This is a genomic window from Rhizobium laguerreae (assembly GCF_019778565.1).
In the GTDB taxonomy this organism is placed as follows: domain Bacteria; phylum Pseudomonadota; class Alphaproteobacteria; order Rhizobiales; family Rhizobiaceae; genus Rhizobium; species Rhizobium laguerreae.
Window position 1 is genome coordinate 41,081 of sequence record NZ_JAAXQT010000001.1, and the last position, 17,589, is coordinate 58,669.

13 protein-coding genes and 1 pseudogene are annotated in these 17,589 nt (G+C 61.6%); 12 read left to right on the forward strand and 2 right to left on the reverse strand.

The window, feature by feature from the left end:
• Positions 1-3: 3 nt before the first annotated feature.
• From livM to HFO71_RS00215, 6 genes and pseudogenes are all read left to right on the forward strand, one after another.
• Positions 4-1,395: a high-affinity branched-chain amino acid ABC transporter permease LivM gene (gene livM, locus HFO71_RS00190; protein ID WP_132613838.1), complete on the forward strand. Its 1,392-nt coding sequence runs from the start codon at positions 4-6 to the stop codon at positions 1,393-1,395.
• Positions 1,395-2,273, forward strand: a complete 879-nt coding sequence (locus HFO71_RS00195) for an ABC transporter ATP-binding protein (RefSeq protein ID WP_003542337.1) — start codon at positions 1,395-1,397, stop codon at positions 2,271-2,273. The genes livM and HFO71_RS00195 overlap by 1 nt, the downstream gene beginning before the upstream one ends.
• Entirely contained in the window at positions 2,273-3,016 is a 744-nt protein-coding gene (locus HFO71_RS00200) for an ABC transporter ATP-binding protein (protein WP_003542336.1), read from the forward strand. The genes HFO71_RS00195 and HFO71_RS00200 overlap by 1 nt, the downstream gene beginning before the upstream one ends.
• A 19-nt stretch (positions 3,017-3,035) precedes the next feature.
• Complete coding sequence (locus HFO71_RS00205; RefSeq protein WP_017961754.1) at positions 3,036-3,389, forward strand: DUF6867 family protein; 354 nt, start codon at positions 3,036-3,038, stop codon at positions 3,387-3,389.
• A gap of 120 nt (positions 3,390-3,509) precedes the next feature.
• Entirely contained in the window at positions 3,510-4,631 is a 1,122-nt protein-coding gene (locus tag HFO71_RS00210; RefSeq protein WP_131619555.1) for a branched-chain amino acid ABC transporter substrate-binding protein, read from the forward strand.
• A gap of 150 nt (positions 4,632-4,781) precedes the next feature.
• Positions 4,782-4,992 (forward strand): annotated as a pseudogene (locus HFO71_RS00215) (D-glycerate dehydrogenase); the annotation flags it as partial.
• Between the two features lie 17 nt (positions 4,993-5,009).
• Here HFO71_RS00215 and HFO71_RS00220 read toward each other — a convergent pair.
• Together HFO71_RS00220 and HFO71_RS00225 are read right to left on the reverse strand one after the other, a co-directional pair.
• Positions 5,010-5,927, reverse strand: a complete 918-nt coding sequence (locus tag HFO71_RS00220) for a response regulator transcription factor (RefSeq protein WP_132613836.1) — start codon at positions 5,925-5,927, stop codon at positions 5,010-5,012.
• Positions 5,920-9,306: a hybrid sensor histidine kinase/response regulator gene (locus tag HFO71_RS00225; RefSeq protein WP_132613834.1), complete on the reverse strand. Its 3,387-nt coding sequence runs from the start codon at positions 9,304-9,306 to the stop codon at positions 5,920-5,922. The genes HFO71_RS00220 and HFO71_RS00225 overlap by 8 nt, the downstream gene beginning before the upstream one ends.
• Positions 9,307-9,485: 179 nt before the next feature.
• Between HFO71_RS00225 and HFO71_RS00230 the strand changes: the two genes are divergently transcribed.
• From HFO71_RS00230 to urtE, 6 genes are all read left to right on the forward strand, one after another.
• Positions 9,486-11,390, forward strand: coding sequence for an acid phosphatase (locus HFO71_RS00230; RefSeq protein WP_221987411.1), 1,905 nt, complete (start codon positions 9,486-9,488; stop codon positions 11,388-11,390).
• Between the two features lie 197 nt (positions 11,391-11,587).
• Complete coding sequence (urtA, locus tag HFO71_RS00235; RefSeq protein WP_132613830.1) at positions 11,588-12,880, forward strand: urea ABC transporter substrate-binding protein; 1,293 nt, start codon at positions 11,588-11,590, stop codon at positions 12,878-12,880.
• 115 nt (positions 12,881-12,995) lie between these two features.
• Positions 12,996-14,633, forward strand: a complete 1,638-nt coding sequence (urtB, locus tag HFO71_RS00240; protein WP_221987412.1) for an urea ABC transporter permease subunit UrtB — start codon at positions 12,996-12,998, stop codon at positions 14,631-14,633.
• Positions 14,630-15,793 carry an urea ABC transporter permease subunit UrtC gene (gene urtC / locus HFO71_RS00245; RefSeq protein ID WP_132613826.1) on the forward strand — a complete coding sequence of 388 codons (1,164 nt, stop codon included), beginning with the start codon at positions 14,630-14,632 and terminating at the stop codon, positions 15,791-15,793. Before urtB ends, urtC begins: the two co-directional genes overlap by 4 nt.
• A gap of 5 nt (positions 15,794-15,798) precedes the next feature.
• Positions 15,799-16,554: an urea ABC transporter ATP-binding protein UrtD gene (gene urtD, locus HFO71_RS00250; RefSeq protein ID WP_077979103.1), complete on the forward strand. Its 756-nt coding sequence runs from the start codon at positions 15,799-15,801 to the stop codon at positions 16,552-16,554.
• 197 nt (positions 16,555-16,751) lie between these two features.
• Positions 16,752-17,447 carry an urea ABC transporter ATP-binding subunit UrtE gene (urtE, locus tag HFO71_RS00255; RefSeq protein ID WP_003542323.1) on the forward strand — a complete coding sequence of 232 codons (696 nt, stop codon included), beginning with the start codon at positions 16,752-16,754 and terminating at the stop codon, positions 17,445-17,447.
• Positions 17,448-17,589: the final 142 nt, after the last annotated feature.

The window sequence follows — 17,589 nt, forward strand, 5'->3', positions numbered from 1 at the left end:
GTCATGGCAAACACCGAAAATTCTGCAGGCAAGCCCGATGCCGGACTTGTCCGCAAAGGCCTTACCGAAGCTCTTTTCGCCGCCGTCCTGTCGTTCGGCATGTTCGTTCTCTATGTCGGCCTCAAGACCGACCAGAACATCAGCAATGAGTTGATCATCGTCCAGCGCTGGGGCCTGCTTGCGATCTTCGTCGCGGTCGCTGCCATCGGCCGCTTCGCCATGGTCGTTTTCATCAGGCCGAATATCGACCGCCGCAAGCTCAGCAAGGCGCGCGAGGGCGAACTCGATATCTCGACAGAGAAGAGCTTCTTCCACCGGCATTTCCTGAAGATCGCGCTGATCGCGCTGCTGCTTTATCCCATGGTGGTGGTGGCGATCAAAGGCCCTCAGGGCTCGCTGACATATGTCGACAATTTCGGCATTCAGATCCTGATCTATGTGATGCTCGCCTGGGGGCTGAACATCGTCGTCGGCCTTGCCGGCCTGCTCGACCTTGGCTATGTCGCCTTCTATGCCGTCGGCGCCTATTCCTACGCACTGCTTTCGAGCTATTTCGGCCTGTCCTTCTGGTTGCTGCTGCCGCTTTCGGGCATTTTCGCCGCACTCTGGGGCGTCATTCTCGGCTTCCCGGTGCTGCGCCTGCGCGGCGATTACCTTGCCATCGTGACGCTTGCCTTCGGTGAAATCATTCGTCTCGTCCTCATCAACTGGACTGAAGTGACGAAGGGCACCTTCGGTATCTCAAGTATCCCGAAGGCAACACTCTTCGGCATTCCCTTCGATGCGACGGCCGGCGGCTTTGCTAAACTCTTTAACCTGCCGATCTCCTCGGCCTATTACAAAATCTTCCTGTTCTATTTGATCCTGGCGCTCTGCATGCTGACGGCCTATGTCACCATCCGGCTGCGCCGCATGCCGATCGGACGCGCCTGGGAAGCTTTGCGTGAAGACGAGATCGCCTGCCGTTCGCTCGGCATCAACACGGTGACGACCAAGCTCACCGCCTTTGCGACGGGCGCGATGTTTGCCGGTTTCGCCGGCTCGTTCTTCGCCGCCCGCCAGGGCTTCGTCTCGCCGGAATCCTTCGTCTTCCTGGAATCGGCCGTCATTCTCGCCATTGTTGTCCTTGGCGGCATGGGGTCGTTGACCGGCATCGCGATCGCCGCCATCGTCATGGTCGGCGGCACCGAGTTGCTGCGCGAGATGAGCTTCCTAAAACTCATCTTCGGACCAGATTTTACGCCGGAACTTTACCGCATGTTGATCTTCGGCCTCGCCATGGTCGTCGTCATGCTGTTCAAGCCGCGCGGCTTCGTCGGCTCGCGTGAGCCGACAGCCTTCCTCAGAGAGCGCAAGGCGATATCCGGAAACTTCATCAAGGAGGGCCATGGTTGATGAGCCCCGTGACGACGAATACGATGTCTGACGACACTCTTCTCAAGGTCGAACACCTGTCGATGAAGTTCGGCGGCCTGATGGCCATCAACGACTTCTCCTTCGAAGCCAAGCGTGGCGATATCACCGCGCTGATCGGGCCGAACGGCGCCGGCAAGACCACCGTCTTCAACTGCATCACCGGCTTCTACAAGCCGACGATGGGCATGATCACGTTCAACCAGAAGAGCGGCAAGCAATACCTGCTGGAGCGCCTGCCGGACTTCCGCATCACCAGGGAAGCCAAGGTCGCGCGTACCTTCCAGAACATCCGGCTGTTCTCCGGCCTGACCGTTCTGGAAAACCTGCTGGTTGCCCAGCACAACAAGCTGATGAAGGCATCGGGTTATACAATCCTCGGCCTTATCGGTGTCGGCCCCTATAGGCGGGAAGCGGCCGAGGCGATCGAGCTTGCCCGTTTCTGGCTTGAGAAGGCCGACCTGATCGACCGCGCCGACGACCCCGCCGGCGATCTGCCCTACGGCGCCCAGCGGCGTCTCGAAATCGCCCGCGCCATGTGCACCGGCCCGGAGCTGCTTTGCCTGGATGAACCGGCTGCCGGCCTCAACCCACGGGAATCGGCAACGCTCAACGCGCTGCTGAAGAGCATTCGCGCCGAAACCGGGACGTCGATCCTGCTGATCGAGCACGACATGTCTGTGGTCATGGAAATCTCCGACCACGTCGTCGTCCTCGAATATGGTCAGAAGATTTCCGATGGCACACCGGATCACGTGAAGAACGATCCGCGGGTCATCGCGGCCTATCTCGGTGTCGAGGATGAAGAAGTGGAAGAGGTGATCGCAGCCGTCGAGCAGCTCGAAGGAGGCGCAAACTGATGGGCGATGAAGTAATGACGGGTCAACCGCTCCTTCAGGTGAATGGCGTCGAAACCTATTACGGCAATATCCGGGCGCTGGCTGGGGTCGATGTCCACGTCAACAAGGGCGAGATCGTCAGCCTGATCGGCGCCAACGGCGCCGGCAAGTCGACACTGATGATGACGATCTGCGGCAGCCCGCAGGCCCGCACCGGTTCGGTGGTCTTTGAGGGCCGCGACATCACCCGCATGCCGACGCATGAAATCGCCCGTCTGCGCATTGCACAGTCGCCGGAAGGCCGCCGCATCTTCCCGCGTATGACGGTTCTGGAAAATCTTCAGATGGGCGCTGGCCTCGACAATCTGAAACACTTCGCCGAAGACGTCGAGAAGATCTTCACGCTCTTCCCGCGTCTCAAGGAACGTCACGCCCAGCGGGGTGGAACACTTTCGGGCGGCGAGCAGCAGATGCTGTCGATCGGCCGCGCGCTGATGGCGCGCCCGAAGCTGCTTCTTCTCGACGAACCCTCGCTCGGTCTTGCGCCGCTGATCGTCAAGGGCATCTTCGAGGCGATCAGGAAGCTCAACGAGGCGGAGGGGCTGACCGTTTTCCTCGTCGAGCAGAACGCGTTCGCCGCCCTCAGGCTTTCTCACCGCGCCTACGTGATGGTGAACGGCAAGGTGACGATGAGCGGTTCCGGCAAGGAGCTTCTTGCCAATCCCGAGGTCCGCGCCGCCTATCTCGAAGGCGGAAGACACTAGGTCGAAAGGAGAGTTTGACATGCAGGGACTTTTCTTCGAAGCGGATGCCGGCCCCCTTGTGGCAATCCGTGTCATCGTCTTGCTCTTAGGCTTCTGGACGGCCTGGCGCGCCGGCAAAGCGGTTGCCGAGGGCTGGAGCGATTATCCGCTGGTCATCGTCTATACATTTCTGCTCGCCTGGGCGATGCAGTTCCTGCATCATGCCCTGTTCAATGGGCCGATGCTCAACGCCTTCTACTATATTCTCGACTTCGTGACGCTGCTGGTGTTCTCGACGGCCGGCTTCCGCTACCGCCGCACCAATCAGATGGTTAACAACTATTACTGGCTGTACGAGAAAACTTCCGCGTTTTCGTGGAAGGACAAACATTGACAGTCCGTTGAAACTAGGCATGAATTGCCTTCCGAGTGGAACAGCTTTCCTGGCGCAGTCAATGGTGGGTAGTGCGCTGGGCCTTGGACCGGAACCCGCCCAAAAATTGGGAGTAATAATATGAAGAAGTCTCTTCTGTCGGCAGTGGCTCTGACGGCGATGGTCGCCTTCAGCGGCAACGCGTGGGCCGACGTTCTCATCGCTGTCGCTGGTCCGCTGACTGGCCCGAACGCCGCGTTCGGCGCTCAGCTCCAGAAGGGTGCTGAACAGGCAGCCGCCGACATCAACGCGGCTGGCGGCATCAACGGCGAGCAGATCAAGATCGAGCTCGGCGACGACGTCTCCGACCCGAAGCAGGGCATTTCGGTCGCCAACAAGTTCGCTGCTGACGGCGTCAAGTTTGTCATCGGCCACTTCAACTCGGGCGTTTCGATCCCGGCTTCGGAAGTCTATGCCGAAAACGGCATCCTCGAAATCACCCCGGCCGCGACGAACCCGACCTTCACGGAGCGGGGCCTCTGGAACACGTTCCGCACCTGCGGCCGTGACGACCAGCAGGGTGCCATCGCCGGCAAATATCTTGCCGATCACTTCAAGGACGCCAAGATCGCTGTCGTTCACGACAAGACCCCCTACGGTCAGGGCCTTGCCGACGAAACCAAGAAGGCTATGAATGCCGCTGGCGTCACGGAGGTCATATACGAAGGCATCAACGTCGGCGACAAGGACTTCTCGGCCCTCATCGCCAAGATGAAGGAAGCCGGCGTCTCGATCATCTATTGGGGTGGTCTGCACACCGAAGCCGGTCTCATCATCCGCCAGGCGGCCGACCAGGGCCTGAAGGCCACGCTGGTTTCGGGCGATGGTATCGTTTCGAACGAACTGGCCTCGATCGCTGGTGACGCCGTCGCCGGTACGCTGAACACCTTCGGCCCCGATCCGACGGCGAACCCTGCGAACAAGGAACTCGTCGAAAAGTTCAAGGCCGCTGGTTTCAATCCGGAAGCCTACACGCTCTATTCCTACGCTGCGATGCAGACGATCGCTGGGGCCGCCAAGGCTGCCGGTTCGCTGGATCCTGAGGCCGTTGCCAAGGCCATGAAGGAAAAGGGCCCGTTCCCGACCGTTCTCGGCGACATTTCGTTCGACGAAAAGGGCGACCCGAAGATTCCTGGCTACATCATGTATGAATGGAAGAAGGGTCCGGACGGCAAGTACAGCTACTTCCCGCAGAGCATGTAAGCCTCGCTTCCCTTTACGGGACATGATTATCGAAGCCCGGTTCCGACCGGGCTTCTTTCTTTTGGCGGGTGTTTCAATTCCGGCCTGGCTACCGTACCGCAATCGCTCATCGATCGATCCCACGAAGACGGCACGTTACGGCGCCCGACTTCGGCACCGAAAAACGGCACGATCCGTGTGGGGCGGGGCTTGACGTCTACGAGGCGGAACCTGATGTACGCTGGGACGGATGGAGACCGTCATGGTGCCGCCGCATCTCGGCAGCGCCACGGAAGAGATGCGGATGGCCATGGGCATGAAGGTGGTCGAGAACGTGACGGCGTTTTTCGAGGGCAGGGATGTGCCAGATCGGGTGGCTTAGCCAGCCGCCATCACCTCTTACATCTCGTACAGCACGTGCGTGGCCTTCACGGCGGCCGAGGCGCGGTTCTCGACGCCGAGCTTCACGTAAATCTGTTCGAGGTGTTTGTTCACCGTCCGCGCCGACAGTCCCAATATTTCGCCGATGTCGCGGTTGGCCTTGCCCTTGGCGATCCAGAGCAGCACTTCGGATTCGCGCTGGGTGAGCGAGAAGCGCTGGCGCAGCACCTCGTCGTCGCTGCGCTGACTGGCGGCGGTGAGGCGGAAGAGATATTCGTCAGGGCCGATTGCGCCGAGGAAGGCGAGCTGCAACGCTGCCTGGCCGGCATGGGCGATCGAGATGATGCCGTCGCGCACCGCGGCGACGCGGTCGCGCATCCAGCCGCCGATATGGCGGACGACGATTTCCATGCCGTCGTCGCTGCCCATGGCGGCATTGACCAGCCGTGTCGCTTGCGGGGTTGACCAGTGGATGGCGCCGTCGCCCTTGACTGCCAGCAGATGGCGGCCGGCTGCGTCCAGGGCGATGCGGGCGCTCTGGGCCGAGCGAGCGTTGCGCAGATGGACGCGGATGCGGGCGCGCAGTTCATCGATGTTGATCGGTTTGCTGAGATAATCGACGCCGCCGGATTCCAGCGCGTGCACGACATGCTCGGTCTCGGTCAGGCCGGTCATGAAGACGACAGGCACCTGCGCTACCGCGGCATTCGCCTTCAGCCGGCGGCAGGTCTCGAAGCCATCCATACCCGGCATCACCGCGTCGAGCAGGATAAGATCGGGCGTGATGCGCTCGACGATACCAAGTGCCGCCGTGCCCGATGTGGCGATCAGCACGGAGAAGCCGGATTGTTCGAGCGCGTCGGTCATGAAGCCGAGGGCTTCGGCGGAGTCGTCGACGAGCAGAACGATGTCGCGGGGGAGGGCCGGCTCAGCCAATGGATTCCACCTTTTCGTCGAAGTCGTGCAGGAAGGTCATGAAGCCGGCGAGATCGAAGGCGGCGACATAGGCGCGAAGTTCCTCCGTGAATGGCTGATTTGCCTCCACCTTGGCAAGGTCCGAAAGCTTGGCTTCTATGCCTCTGATATAGCCGATCTCGCCGAGCCGCAGCAATTCCTGCACATGGGCAGCACCTGGGCTCAGCATCGGCGCTTCGATCTTGACAGCAACGGCTGGCGTGGCATCGGCATAGATCCATGTCACGCCGAGATGCAGGGCGAGCTTGTCGCGCAGCTGGCGGATGTCGACCGGCTTGCCGATCGCGTCATTGTGGCTGTCGTCGCTGTCGCTGAGAACGGCCGCATCACCGATATTGGCCGACAGCATCAGCACCGGCGCCGTCTGGCCGGCCTCACGCAGACGCGAGACGAGCTGCCAGCCGTTCATGCCGGGCATCAGAATATCGACGAGGAAGAGGTCCGGCATGATGCCCTCGATCAGCGTCAGACATTCGCCGCCGCCTGCCGCCGTCAGCACGATGAAATCGAGCGGCGCCAGGATCTCGCGCATCATCTCGCGGTGGTCCTCGTTATCGTCGACGACGACGACCGTGCGGCGCGGGCCGTCATAACCGACAACGCGCTTCTCCTGTGGCGCGGCGGCCACGGCACGCATGACGGCGGACAGCATCAGCCGGACGCGGAAGGTCGAGCCTTCGTCCTTTATGCTCGAAACCGAAATCTCGCCTCCAAGCGTATTGGTCAAAAGCCGGGTGATGGTGAGGCCGAGGCCGAGCCCCGGCATCGGCCGCACGCTTTCGGCCTCACCGCGCTGGAAGGGTTCGTAGATACGGGGCAGGTCTTTCTCCGTGATGCCTCGGCCGGTATCGGCAACGGTGAAGGTCGCGACCTGGCTGCGATAGCCGACATCGAAGGTGACGCTGCCTTCGTCAGTGAACTTGATGGCATTGGAGAGCAGGTTGACCAGGATCTGGCGCAGGCGCTTTTCGTCGGTGCGGACGAATTGCGGCAAGGCCGGCGCGCGCTCATGGATGAAGGCAAGCCCCTTTGCCTGCGCCTGCGGGCGGAACATATCGACGATCTGGTCGAGGAAATCCTGGATGTTGATCTCGTTGGAATAGACCTGCAGGCGGCCGGCCTCGATCTTGGAAATATCGAGCAGGCCGTCGATCAGCCCGGAGAGGTGTTCGGCGCTGCGGCGGATGACCTTGATCGAGGATTGGCGCGGCGCCGGGATGGTCTCGTCGCGTTCGAGGATCTGGGCGTAGCCGAGCACGGCGTTCAGCGGCGTGCGTAATTCATGGCTGAGCCCGACGACGTAGCGGCTCTTGGCGCGGTTGGCGGCCTCGGCTGTTTCCTTGGCGTTCTGCAAGGCGGCGTCGGTCTTTTTGTGGGCGGCGATTTCCTTGAGCAGCAGCGTGTTCTGGCGTGATGATTCCTCCTCGGCAACGACGCGGCTGTCATGGGCGAGCACATAGAACCAGCAGACGACGCCTGAGATCACCGAGAAGACGAAGAAGACGATGAGGATGGTGCGATTGACGACCTCACCCGTCTCGGGCGAGGCAGAGGCGACCTGATGGGCGATCATCGCCAGGATTGCACCGATGGCGGTCAATGCCAGCACGACGGCGATGCCGTAGCGGCCAAGGCGCGTCGTCAGCTTCCCCAGAATGGCTTCCGGCAGCAGCGCCTTGGCGACGGTGCCGACCTGCGCGTTGAAACGGGCGGCCGGCTTGCACATGTCGTGGCAGCGGCTGTCGAGCGAGCAGCAGAGCGAGCAGATCGGCGCGGCGTAGGCCGGGCACCAGGCCATATCCTCCGGCTCGAAGGGATGCTCGCAGACCGAGCAGGTGATGTTCGTCAGGTTCTTCCAGCTCTGGCGCGGCTTGCGGGCGAGATAGAACTTGCCTTTCGTTGCCCAGGCGATGACAGGCGAGGCGACCAGCGCGATGACGAGGGTGATATAGGGCGCGAGCGAGGCGGCGATCTCGCCAAAGGCGCCGAAATGGGCAATCAGCGACACCGTCGCCGACAGCGTCATGGCGCCAAGGCCGACCGGGTTGATGTCGTAGAGGTGGGCGCGCTTGAACTCGATGCCGGGGGGAGCCAGCCCCAGCGGCTTGTTGATGAAGAGATCGGCGGAGATCGTGCAGAGCCAGGCCATGGCGATGATCGAGAAGATGCCGAGCGTCTCCTCCAGCAGCAGGTAGATGCCGAGTTCCATCAAAAGCAGGGCGATCGCCACGTTGAACACCAGCCAGATGACGCGGCCGGGATGGCTGTGGGTCAGCCGCGAGAAGAAGTTCGACCAGGCGAGCGAACCGGCATAGGCGTTCATCACGTTGATCTTCAGCTGCGAGACGACGACGAAGGCGGCCATCAACAGCAACGCGCCATTATGCCAGGGGACCATGTAGCCGAAGGCGGTCAGATACATCTGCGCCGGGTCGGCGGCGCGATCGAGGGGGACGCCCGAGGTGAAGGTCAGCACGACCAGGAAGGAGCCGGCAAGCAACTTCGGCGCGCCGATGATGACCCAGCCGGGGCCGGCGAGAAAGATCGCCAGGCGGTGGCGCCACTTGCGCTGCGGGTCCGGCGGCAGGAAGCGCAGGAAGTCGGCCTGTTCGCCGATCTGCGACATCAGCGCCAGGATGACGGCGGAGGCCGCGCCGAACTCCACCAAATCGAATTCGGCGATGGTGCCGGGTGGGCCGGAGGCATGGCGGATGCCGGCAAAGGCGCGCCAGAGATCGAATTTTTCCCAGTCCAGCAGGGCGATGAAGATGAAGGGCAGGATATTCAGCACGATCCAGAAGGGCTGGGTCATCAGCTGGAACTTGCTGATCAGCCGTACGCCGTGCGTTACCAGGGGGATCACCATGACGGCGCTGATGATGTAGCCGATCCAGAGCGGGATGCCGAGGGTGAGCTCCAAGGCCCCGGACATGATCGAAGCCTCGATGGCAAACAGCATGAAGGTGAAGCTCGCATAAATCAGCGAGGTGATGGTCGAGCCGATATAGCCGAAGCCCGCGCCGCGCGTCAGCAGATCGATGTCGACGCCGTGGCGAATGGCGTAGCGGCTGATCGGCAGGCCGATCGCCAGCATCGCGATCGAGGCGACGATAATGGCGTAAAAGGCGTTGGTGGTGCCGTAGGAGAGGGTGATTGCGCCGCCGATCGCCTCCAGCGCCAGGAAGGAGATTGCGCCGATCGCCGTCTGTGAGATGCGCTGCGAGGAGAAATGGCGAGCGCTCTTGGCAGTGAAGCGCAGCGCGTAATCTTCCAGCGTCTGGTTGGCGACCCAGCGATTGTATTCGCGTCTTACCGGAATGATGCGTTGGCGCGCTGCCATGTCTTCCTTTCCGGCATTCCGGTTGGGCTCATCGTCTCTCCGGCAGTTTTGGCGGGATGGTTGGGAAAGGCAAGAGGCAGGCACCGACTGGTTCACAGAATGGCAATATTTTTGCAATTGATCTGTCACATGAGAGCTCTAACTCTCCCGGCGTTCGTTCAACCATTTCGGGTATCACCATGTCTGTTTTAAGCCTTTGCCGCCTGGGCACCGCCCTCGTCTGCCTCCTTTCGATCGTGCCATCGCTTGCCAGCGCCGAGCAGTCCACGGCGGCGAAAGCGCCTTATGCGCAGGCCGGAAAGACCAACAAACGCGGTGACGCCTGCTTCTCGACGGCGGACACCAACGTGGCCGTTCACCTTCTCTCCGGCTTCCTCGAAATCTGGACCCCGCGCACGCCTTTCGTCGATGCGGGTGTCGAAGCCCCGGCCAAGGACAATTGCCCGGCGGTCGCCAGGACGGATTGGGATGGTATTCCCGCCAGCAAGACCGACGGCCATATCGTCAACCAGGCCGTCCATAACGCCAACATTGCCTATGTCGTCAATGCGACGCGGGCGCGGACGGCCGACCAGGCGGTCGCCGCCTATCTCGATGATCGGCGCGGCAAGAATGCCAGCATCGTCGATGGCCTCGGTCCGCTGACGGCTGCCTGGAAGGCCGGATCGAAGCAGACCACCACGATCACCGCGGTGGCGGCCGACGCGACGACGGTCAAATATGACGACAAGGGCAATAATCGCGGTGCCGGCAGCAAGCCGGACACGGAAAACAAGACCGATGCCAATCCCGAGATGGGCCTTGCAATCGACTTCATCAACGCCGCGAGCGGTGACGGCTCGACGGAACCTGCCAAGCGCTACTTCAAATACGCCCGTCCCTACCGCTGGAGCCAGGACGTATCGGTCGTCCCGACGCTGGAGCCGGCCAAGAGCGGTAAGGCGGCGGAGGACGGCGGTTTCCCGAGCGGGCATACGGCGGAAGCCTGGCGGGATGGGCTCGCCATGGCCTATCTCGTGCCGCAGCGCTTTCAGGAAATGATCACGCGCGCCAGCGAGTTGGGTGAAGACCGCATCCTCGCCGGCATGCATTCTCCTCTCGACGTGATGAGCGGCCGCATGCTCGGCACGGCTACGGTCGTCTACAACCTGAACAAGGCCGAGAATGCGGCGCTGAAGAGCGATGCTTACGCCCAAGTGCAGGCATGGCTCGTCGCCAAATCCGGCGTTGCGGATGCGGGCGCGCTCGAGGTTGCCGCCCATGCGGCACCGCTGGCTGCAGACCGTTTCGCCGATCATGACGCCAATCGCGCTTACGTGCTGCAGCGCCTGAGCTACGGCCTGCCGACGATTCATGCGACCGATCAGCCGGCGCGTGTGCCGCAGGGCGCCGAAGCGCTTCTCGAAACGCGTCTGCCCTATCTGGACGGCGTGCAGCGCCGCGACGTGCTGAAAACGACGGAGATCGCCTCAGGCTACCCGCTCCTCGACGATGCGGAAGGTTGCGGTCGTCTCAACCTGTTTGCAGCCGCCGACGGGTACGGCGCGTTCGAACAGGACGTAACGGTGACGATGGACGCGGCAAAGGGCGGTTTCAATGCGATCGATACATGGCGGAACGACATCACCGGCAAGGGCAGGCTGGTAAAGCGCGGCGAAGGCATCCTCGGGCTATCGGGCGCGAACAGCTATGCCGGCGGCACCGTGCTGGAAGAGGGCGCGCTGGTGGCCCTGTCGCCGTCGGCCTTCGGTCTTGGCGGGCTGACGGTTAACGGTGGTTCGCTCGTTCTGGCGACCGACAGGCCGCTGACCGTGAGCGGCGATTATCAGCAGCTCGCCAATGCCGCGGCGAAGCCGGCGCTCGGCGCGAACGGCGGAGGCACGCTGGTCGTCGAGGGCAAGGCGGCGCTTGCCGGCGACCTTAACGTGACGTTTGTCGATGGCTATGTCCTGACGCCCGGAACCAAGATCGAAATCCTGAAGGCGAGTGCCGTGACCGGCACCTTCGGCAAGTTCACCGTCTCCGGCCACAAGGCGAGCCTCTCCTACGGCCCGACATCAGTCACCTTGACGATCGACGGATAATTCCTCCGAGAAAATCGACAGGGCATCTCCCGCGGTGGGGGGATGCCACCTTTCTCCCGGCCTGCTGCCTGTTTGACCCCCGCGCCTACGTCAATCGACGTATGTGTTTTCGCGCTGCAGCACCCGATAGTTCTTTAAGCAACAGTTAATCTCCGTTTCCGGTCTGTTGCGGAACAAGAAGAGGGGAGTTCAACCAGATGAAGCTCAAATCCACTATTACGGGCGCAGCGCTCGGCGCCGTCATGGCGGCGTCGGCCGCCTTTAGCGGTGCAGTTGCCGCCGATGACACGATCAAGGTCGGCATTCTGCACTCGCTCTCCGGCACCATGGCCATCTCCGAGACCACGCTCAAGGACGCCATGCTGATGCTCATCGACGAGCAGAACAAGAAGGGCGGCCTTCTCGGCAAGAAGCTTGAGGCCGTCGTCGTCGACCCGGCTTCCGACTGGCCGCTGTTTGCCGAAAAGGCACGTGAGCTGATCCAGAAGGACAAGGTTGCCGCCGTCTTCGGTTGCTGGACGTCCTCGTCGCGCAAGTCCGTTCTGCCGGTTTTCGAAGAGACCAACTCGATCCTCTTCTACCCGGTCCAGTATGAAGGCGAAGAGTCCTCGCGCAACATCTTCTACACCGGCGCTGCTCCGAACCAGCAGGCCATTCCTGCTGTCGACTACCTGATGGAAAAAGAAGGCGTCAAGCGCTTCGTTCTCGAAGGTACGGACTACGTCTATCCGCGCACGACCAACAAGATTCTCGAGGCATACCTGATTTCGAAGGGTATTCCGAAAGAAGACATCATGACCAACTACACGCCGTTCGGCTTCTCCGACTGGCAGACCGAAGTTTCCAAGATCAAGGAATTCGGTTCGGCCGGCAAGAAGACCGCCGTCGTCTCTACGATCAACGGCGATGCCAACGTTCCGTTCTACAAGGAACTGGGCAACAAGGGCATCAAGGCAACCGACATCCCCGTCGTCGCCTTCTCGGTCGGCGAAGAAGAGCTTGCCGGCCTCGACACCAAGCCGCTCGTCGGCCATCTCGCTGCCTGGAACTACTTCGAATCGGTCGAAAGCTCGGCCAACAAGAAGTTCATCAAGGACTGGCACGCTTTCACCAAGAACGACAAGCGCGTGACGAACGACCCGATGGAAGCTGCGTATATCGGCTTCAACGCATGGGTTAAGGCCGTCCAGGCTGCCGGCACGACCGATACCGACAAGGTCCTCGACACCATTATCGGCGTCAGCGTTCCGAACCTCTCGGGCGGCTATGCGACCGTCATGCCGAACCACCACATCACCAAGCCGGTGCTGATCGGTGAAATCCAGGCCGACGGCCAGTTCGAAATCGTCCAGCAGACACCTGCCGTCGTCGGCGACGAATGGTCAGATTTTCTGCCTGACTCCAAGGATCTGATCTCCGATTGGCGCAAGCCGATGTCCTGCGGCAACTTCAACGTCGCTACGGGCAAGTGCGGTGGCAAGGGCTCCTGAGTACGACCCCGATCCGATGATTGCATGAAGGATTCCGTCCGGGTTTGATCCCGGGCGGAAGCTCCGTCCCAGCGATTGCGCCGCGAGGCCAACACTATCAAGGGCGAGAAAGCCGATGTATCGCGCCATAAAGATTTTCCTCATCACGGTTTGCCTGACATTTTCGGGCTTGGCATTTTCGGGCGTGATGATCTCGAGCGAAGTCCAGGCCCAGGACGATATCCACGTGCTCATCGACGCGCTCGGCGTCGGCGATTTCCCGGAACGCGAAGCGGCCATCAAGGCGCTGGTCGCTTCCAAGGATCCGCATGTCAGCCAGATCCTGCAGCAGTTGAGCGACGGCCTTCTCTACGTCAATTCCGATGGCGGCCCGGTTCTCCTCCAGGGCGGTACCGATGACGAACCGACTTATTCCGATCCGATCACCGGCGAAACCGCTGCCGATGTCGATCCGGATCTGATGACGAAGGTCAAGATCAACAACGCGCTTCGCGGCGTCATCGGCGCCGCCACCAGCCAGTTGACGCTGATGAGCCCGGACCGTTCCGCGCGGCTTGCCGCGGCGCAGGGCCTTCTCAAAGATACCGATCCCGCCAATCTCGACCTGCTGAACTCGGCGCTTGCAGCCGAAAAGGATGCTGAGATCAAGAATACGATGGAAGCGGCGCGCGCAGTGCTGCTGCTCAAGACGGATGCGAGCGTCGAAGACAAGAAGGCTGCGATCGATACGATCGCGGCGCGCGGCAATCGCGATGCGCTGACCATCCTCACGACCACACTCGAAACCGCGCCTGACGACTTGAAGCCGGCGATCCAGGCGGATATCAGCTCCATCAATCGCAGCCTGGCGCTGTGGGATATCGTCCAGAACATCTGGTACGGATTTTCTCTCGGCTCGGTGCTGCTGCTTGCCGCGATCGGCCTTGCCATCACCTTCGGCGTCATGGGCGTTATCAACATGGCGCATGGCGAAATGGTGATGATCGGCGCCTACACCACCTATGTGGTGCAGGAATACATTACCTCCGCCTTTCCTGAACTTGCCGATTATTCGCTGGCCTTTGCCGTGCCTGCGGCCTTCGTCTTTACCGGCTTCGTCGGTCTGGTGATCGAGCGCGCCGTCATCCGCTATCTCTACGGCCGGCCGCTCGAAACGCTGCTCGCCACCTGGGGCGTGTCGCTCATCCTGCAGCAGGCGGTGCGCAGCAGCTTCGGCCCGACCAACCGCGAGGTCCGCAATCCGACCTGGATGTCCGGCGTCTTCGATCTCGGCGGGCTCTCCATCACCTGGAACCGACTGTGGATCATCGTCTTTTCGATGGTGGTCTTTGTGGCGCTGCTCCTGCTGCTCAAACGGTCCGCCTTCGGCCTGCAGATGCGTGCCGTTACGCAGAACCGGCGCATGGCGTCGTCGATGGGCATCCGCACCGGCTGGGTCGATGCCTTCACCTTCGCGCTCGGCTCGGGCATTGCCGGCATTGCCGGCGTGGCGCTCAGCCAGATCGACAATGTCTCGCCGAACCTCGGTCAATCCTACATCATCGACAGCTTCATGGTCGTCGTCTTCGGCGGTGTCGGCAATCTCTGGGGCACGCTGGTCGGTGCACTCTCGCTCGGCGTCGTCAACAAGTTCCTCGAGCCCTTCGCCGGTGCCGTGCTCGGCAAGATCCTGGTGCTCGTCCTCATCATTCTCTTCATCCAGAAGCGTCCCCGCGGGCTCTTCGCACTCAAAGGAAGGGCGGTGGAAGCATGATAACGGCCTTCCTTCTCCGATCACTCGATCGCAAGATCGTCATTGCCATCGCCCTCCTGCTTCTGGTCGCCGTCCTTGTGCCGGTCCTGAACCTGATGACGGGGCCGAGCAATCCGCTGCACGTGCCGACTTATATCATGTCGCTGTTCGGCAAGTATCTGACCTATGCGCTGCTGGCGCTGGCGCTTGATCTCGTCTGGGGCTTCTGCGGCATCCTCTCCCTCGGCCACGGTGCCTTCTTTGCGCTCGGCGGCTATGCGATGGGCATGTATCTGATGCGCCAGATCGGCACGCGCGGCAGCTACGGAGATCCTGTTCTGCCCGACTTCATGGTGTTCCTGAACTGGAAGGATCTGCCCTGGTTCTGGTTCGGCTTCAACCATTTCTGGTTTGCGGCGCTGATGGTGCTCGTCGTGCCCGGCCTGCTCGCCTTCGTCTTCGGCTGGTTTGCCTTCCGCTCACGCGTCAACGGCGTCTATCTCTCGATCATCACCCAGGCGATGACCTATGCGCTGCTGCTGGCCTTCTTCCGCAACGACATGGGCTTCGGCGGCAATAACGGCCTTACCGATTTCAAGGACATTATCGGTTTCAACGTCCAGGCTGACGGCACGCGTGCAGTCCTCTTTGCGGCAACTGCGATCTTCCTTGCTCTGTCGCTGCTACTCGCCTCGGCGATCGTGCGCTCGAAGTTCGGCAAGGTGCTGGTCGGCGTGCGCGATGCCGAAAGCCGCACGCGCTTCCTCGGTTACCGCGTCGAGCACTTCAAGCTCTTCACCTTCGTCGTCTCGGCGATGATGGCTGGTATTGCCGGTGCGCTCTACGTGCCGCAGGTCGGCATTATCAATCCCGGCGAATTCGCGCCTGCCAATTCGATTGAAGTCGTCATCTGGACGGCGGTGGGCGGGCGGGCGACGCTGATCGGACCGATCATCGGCGCGATCCTCGTCAACGGCGGCAAGACGATCTTCACCGGCCTCTTCCCGGAGTTCTGGCTGTTTGCGCTCGGTGGCCTCTTCGTTGCCGTCACGCTGTTTCTGCCCAAGGGTGTCGTCGGCACGATTGCGCAATATCTCGGCAAGCGGAAGGTCGTCTCCAAGGCGGCACCACCGGCGGCTGAGGAAGACGGTATCGAGCCGAAAATCCAGGCAGCGGAGTGAGCGCCATGATCCCCGACGTCAAACCCACCAGCGTGCTTTATCTCAACGGCGTCTCGGTTTCCTTCGACGGCTTCAAGGCGCTGAATTCGCTGTCGATCGTCATCGAACCCGGCGAGCTTCGCGCCATCATCGGCCCGAACGGCGCCGGCAAGACGACGATGATGGATATCATCACCGGCAAGACCAGGCCCGATGAGGGTGAGGTGTTCTTCAACGGCACGATCGATCTTACCAAGAAGGACGAGGCCGATATCGCCCAGCTCGGCATCGGCCGCAAGTTCCAGAAGCCGACAGTCTTCGAAAGCCATACGGTGTGGGACAATCTGGAGCTGGCGCTGAACCGCCGTCGTAGCGTGTTCTCGACACTGTTCTACCGGCTTTCGGGCGAGGACAAGACGCGCATCGACGAGATCCTCGAAACGGTGCGGCTGACGCATCGCCGCGACGAATTCGCCGCCAATCTCTCGCACGGGCAGAAGCAATGGCTGGAGATCGGCATGCTGCTGGCGCAGGAGCCGAAGCTCCTGCTCGTCGACGAGCCGGTGGCCGGCATGACGGATGCGGAGACGGCGGAAACTGCGATCCTGCTCAAGGATATCGCCAAAACCCGGTCTGTCGTCGTCGTCGAACATGACATGGGCTTCATCCGAGACCTCGGCGTCAAGGTGACCTGCCTTGCTGAGGGATCGGTGCTGGCCGAAGGGTCGATCGATTTTGTGAGTTCGGATCCGAAGGTCATCGAGAACTATTTGGGGCGGTGAGCGTCGCGTTTGCCGGATGCCCCTCACCCTCACCCTTTCCCCGTAAACGGGGCGAGGGGACGTGCCATGCGAGAGGTGGACGAGGGACGGACAGGTCGCGGCATATTCCCTTCTCCCCGCAAGCGGGGAGAAGGTGGCGGCAGCCGGATGAGGGGCAGCGGCCTGCTCCGACAGCAGTTTGATTTAAAGGGAAACCGATGCTGACAGTCGAAAACGCAAACCTCCACTACGGCGCCGCTCAGGCGCTGCGCGGCATCTCGATCAAAGCGGAGATGGGCAAGATCACCTGCGTGCTGGGGCGTAACGGCGTGGGGAAGAGTTCTCTTCTGCGCGCCGTTACCGGCCAGCATCCGCTGTCGGCCGGTACCGTCACCTTCAACGATACCAAGCTCAACGGCTTGCCGCCCTTTGCCCGCGCCAAGCAGGGCATCGGCTATGTGCCGCAGGGGCGCGAAATCTTCCCGCTGCTCACCGTCAAGGAAAATCTCGAAACCGGCTTTGCTCCGCTTGGCCGCCGCGACCGCAACATCCCCGATGACATCTTCAGTCTCTTCCCGGTGCTGAAGTCGATGTTGTCACGTCGCGGCGGCGATCTTTCTGGCGGGCAGCAGCAGCAGCTGGCGATCGGGCGCGCCATGGTGACACGGCCGAGGATTCTCGTGCTCGACGAGCCGACCGAGGGCATTCAGCCATCGATCATCAAGGATATCGGCCGGGCGATCCGCTATCTGCGCGACTCTACAGGCATGGCGATCCTGCTCGTCGAGCAATATCTCGATTTCTGCCGCGAGCTTGCCGACTATGTCTACATCATGGATCGCGGCGAAATCGTGCATGAAGGGCTTGCCGAGACGTTGGATACGCCGGAGGCCCGCCGCCACCTGACTGTCTGACCGGCAGATGCCGCATTTTGCAGCAGAGGGCGCGGCGCCTGGGAAACCTTCCGCCGCCGGCAAAGGTCTGCTCGGGGCGGCATAGGAATTGCTTGCTTTCTGCTATCCGCGCGCTTGAATGAAAACCAGGGGCGCGGCCGAA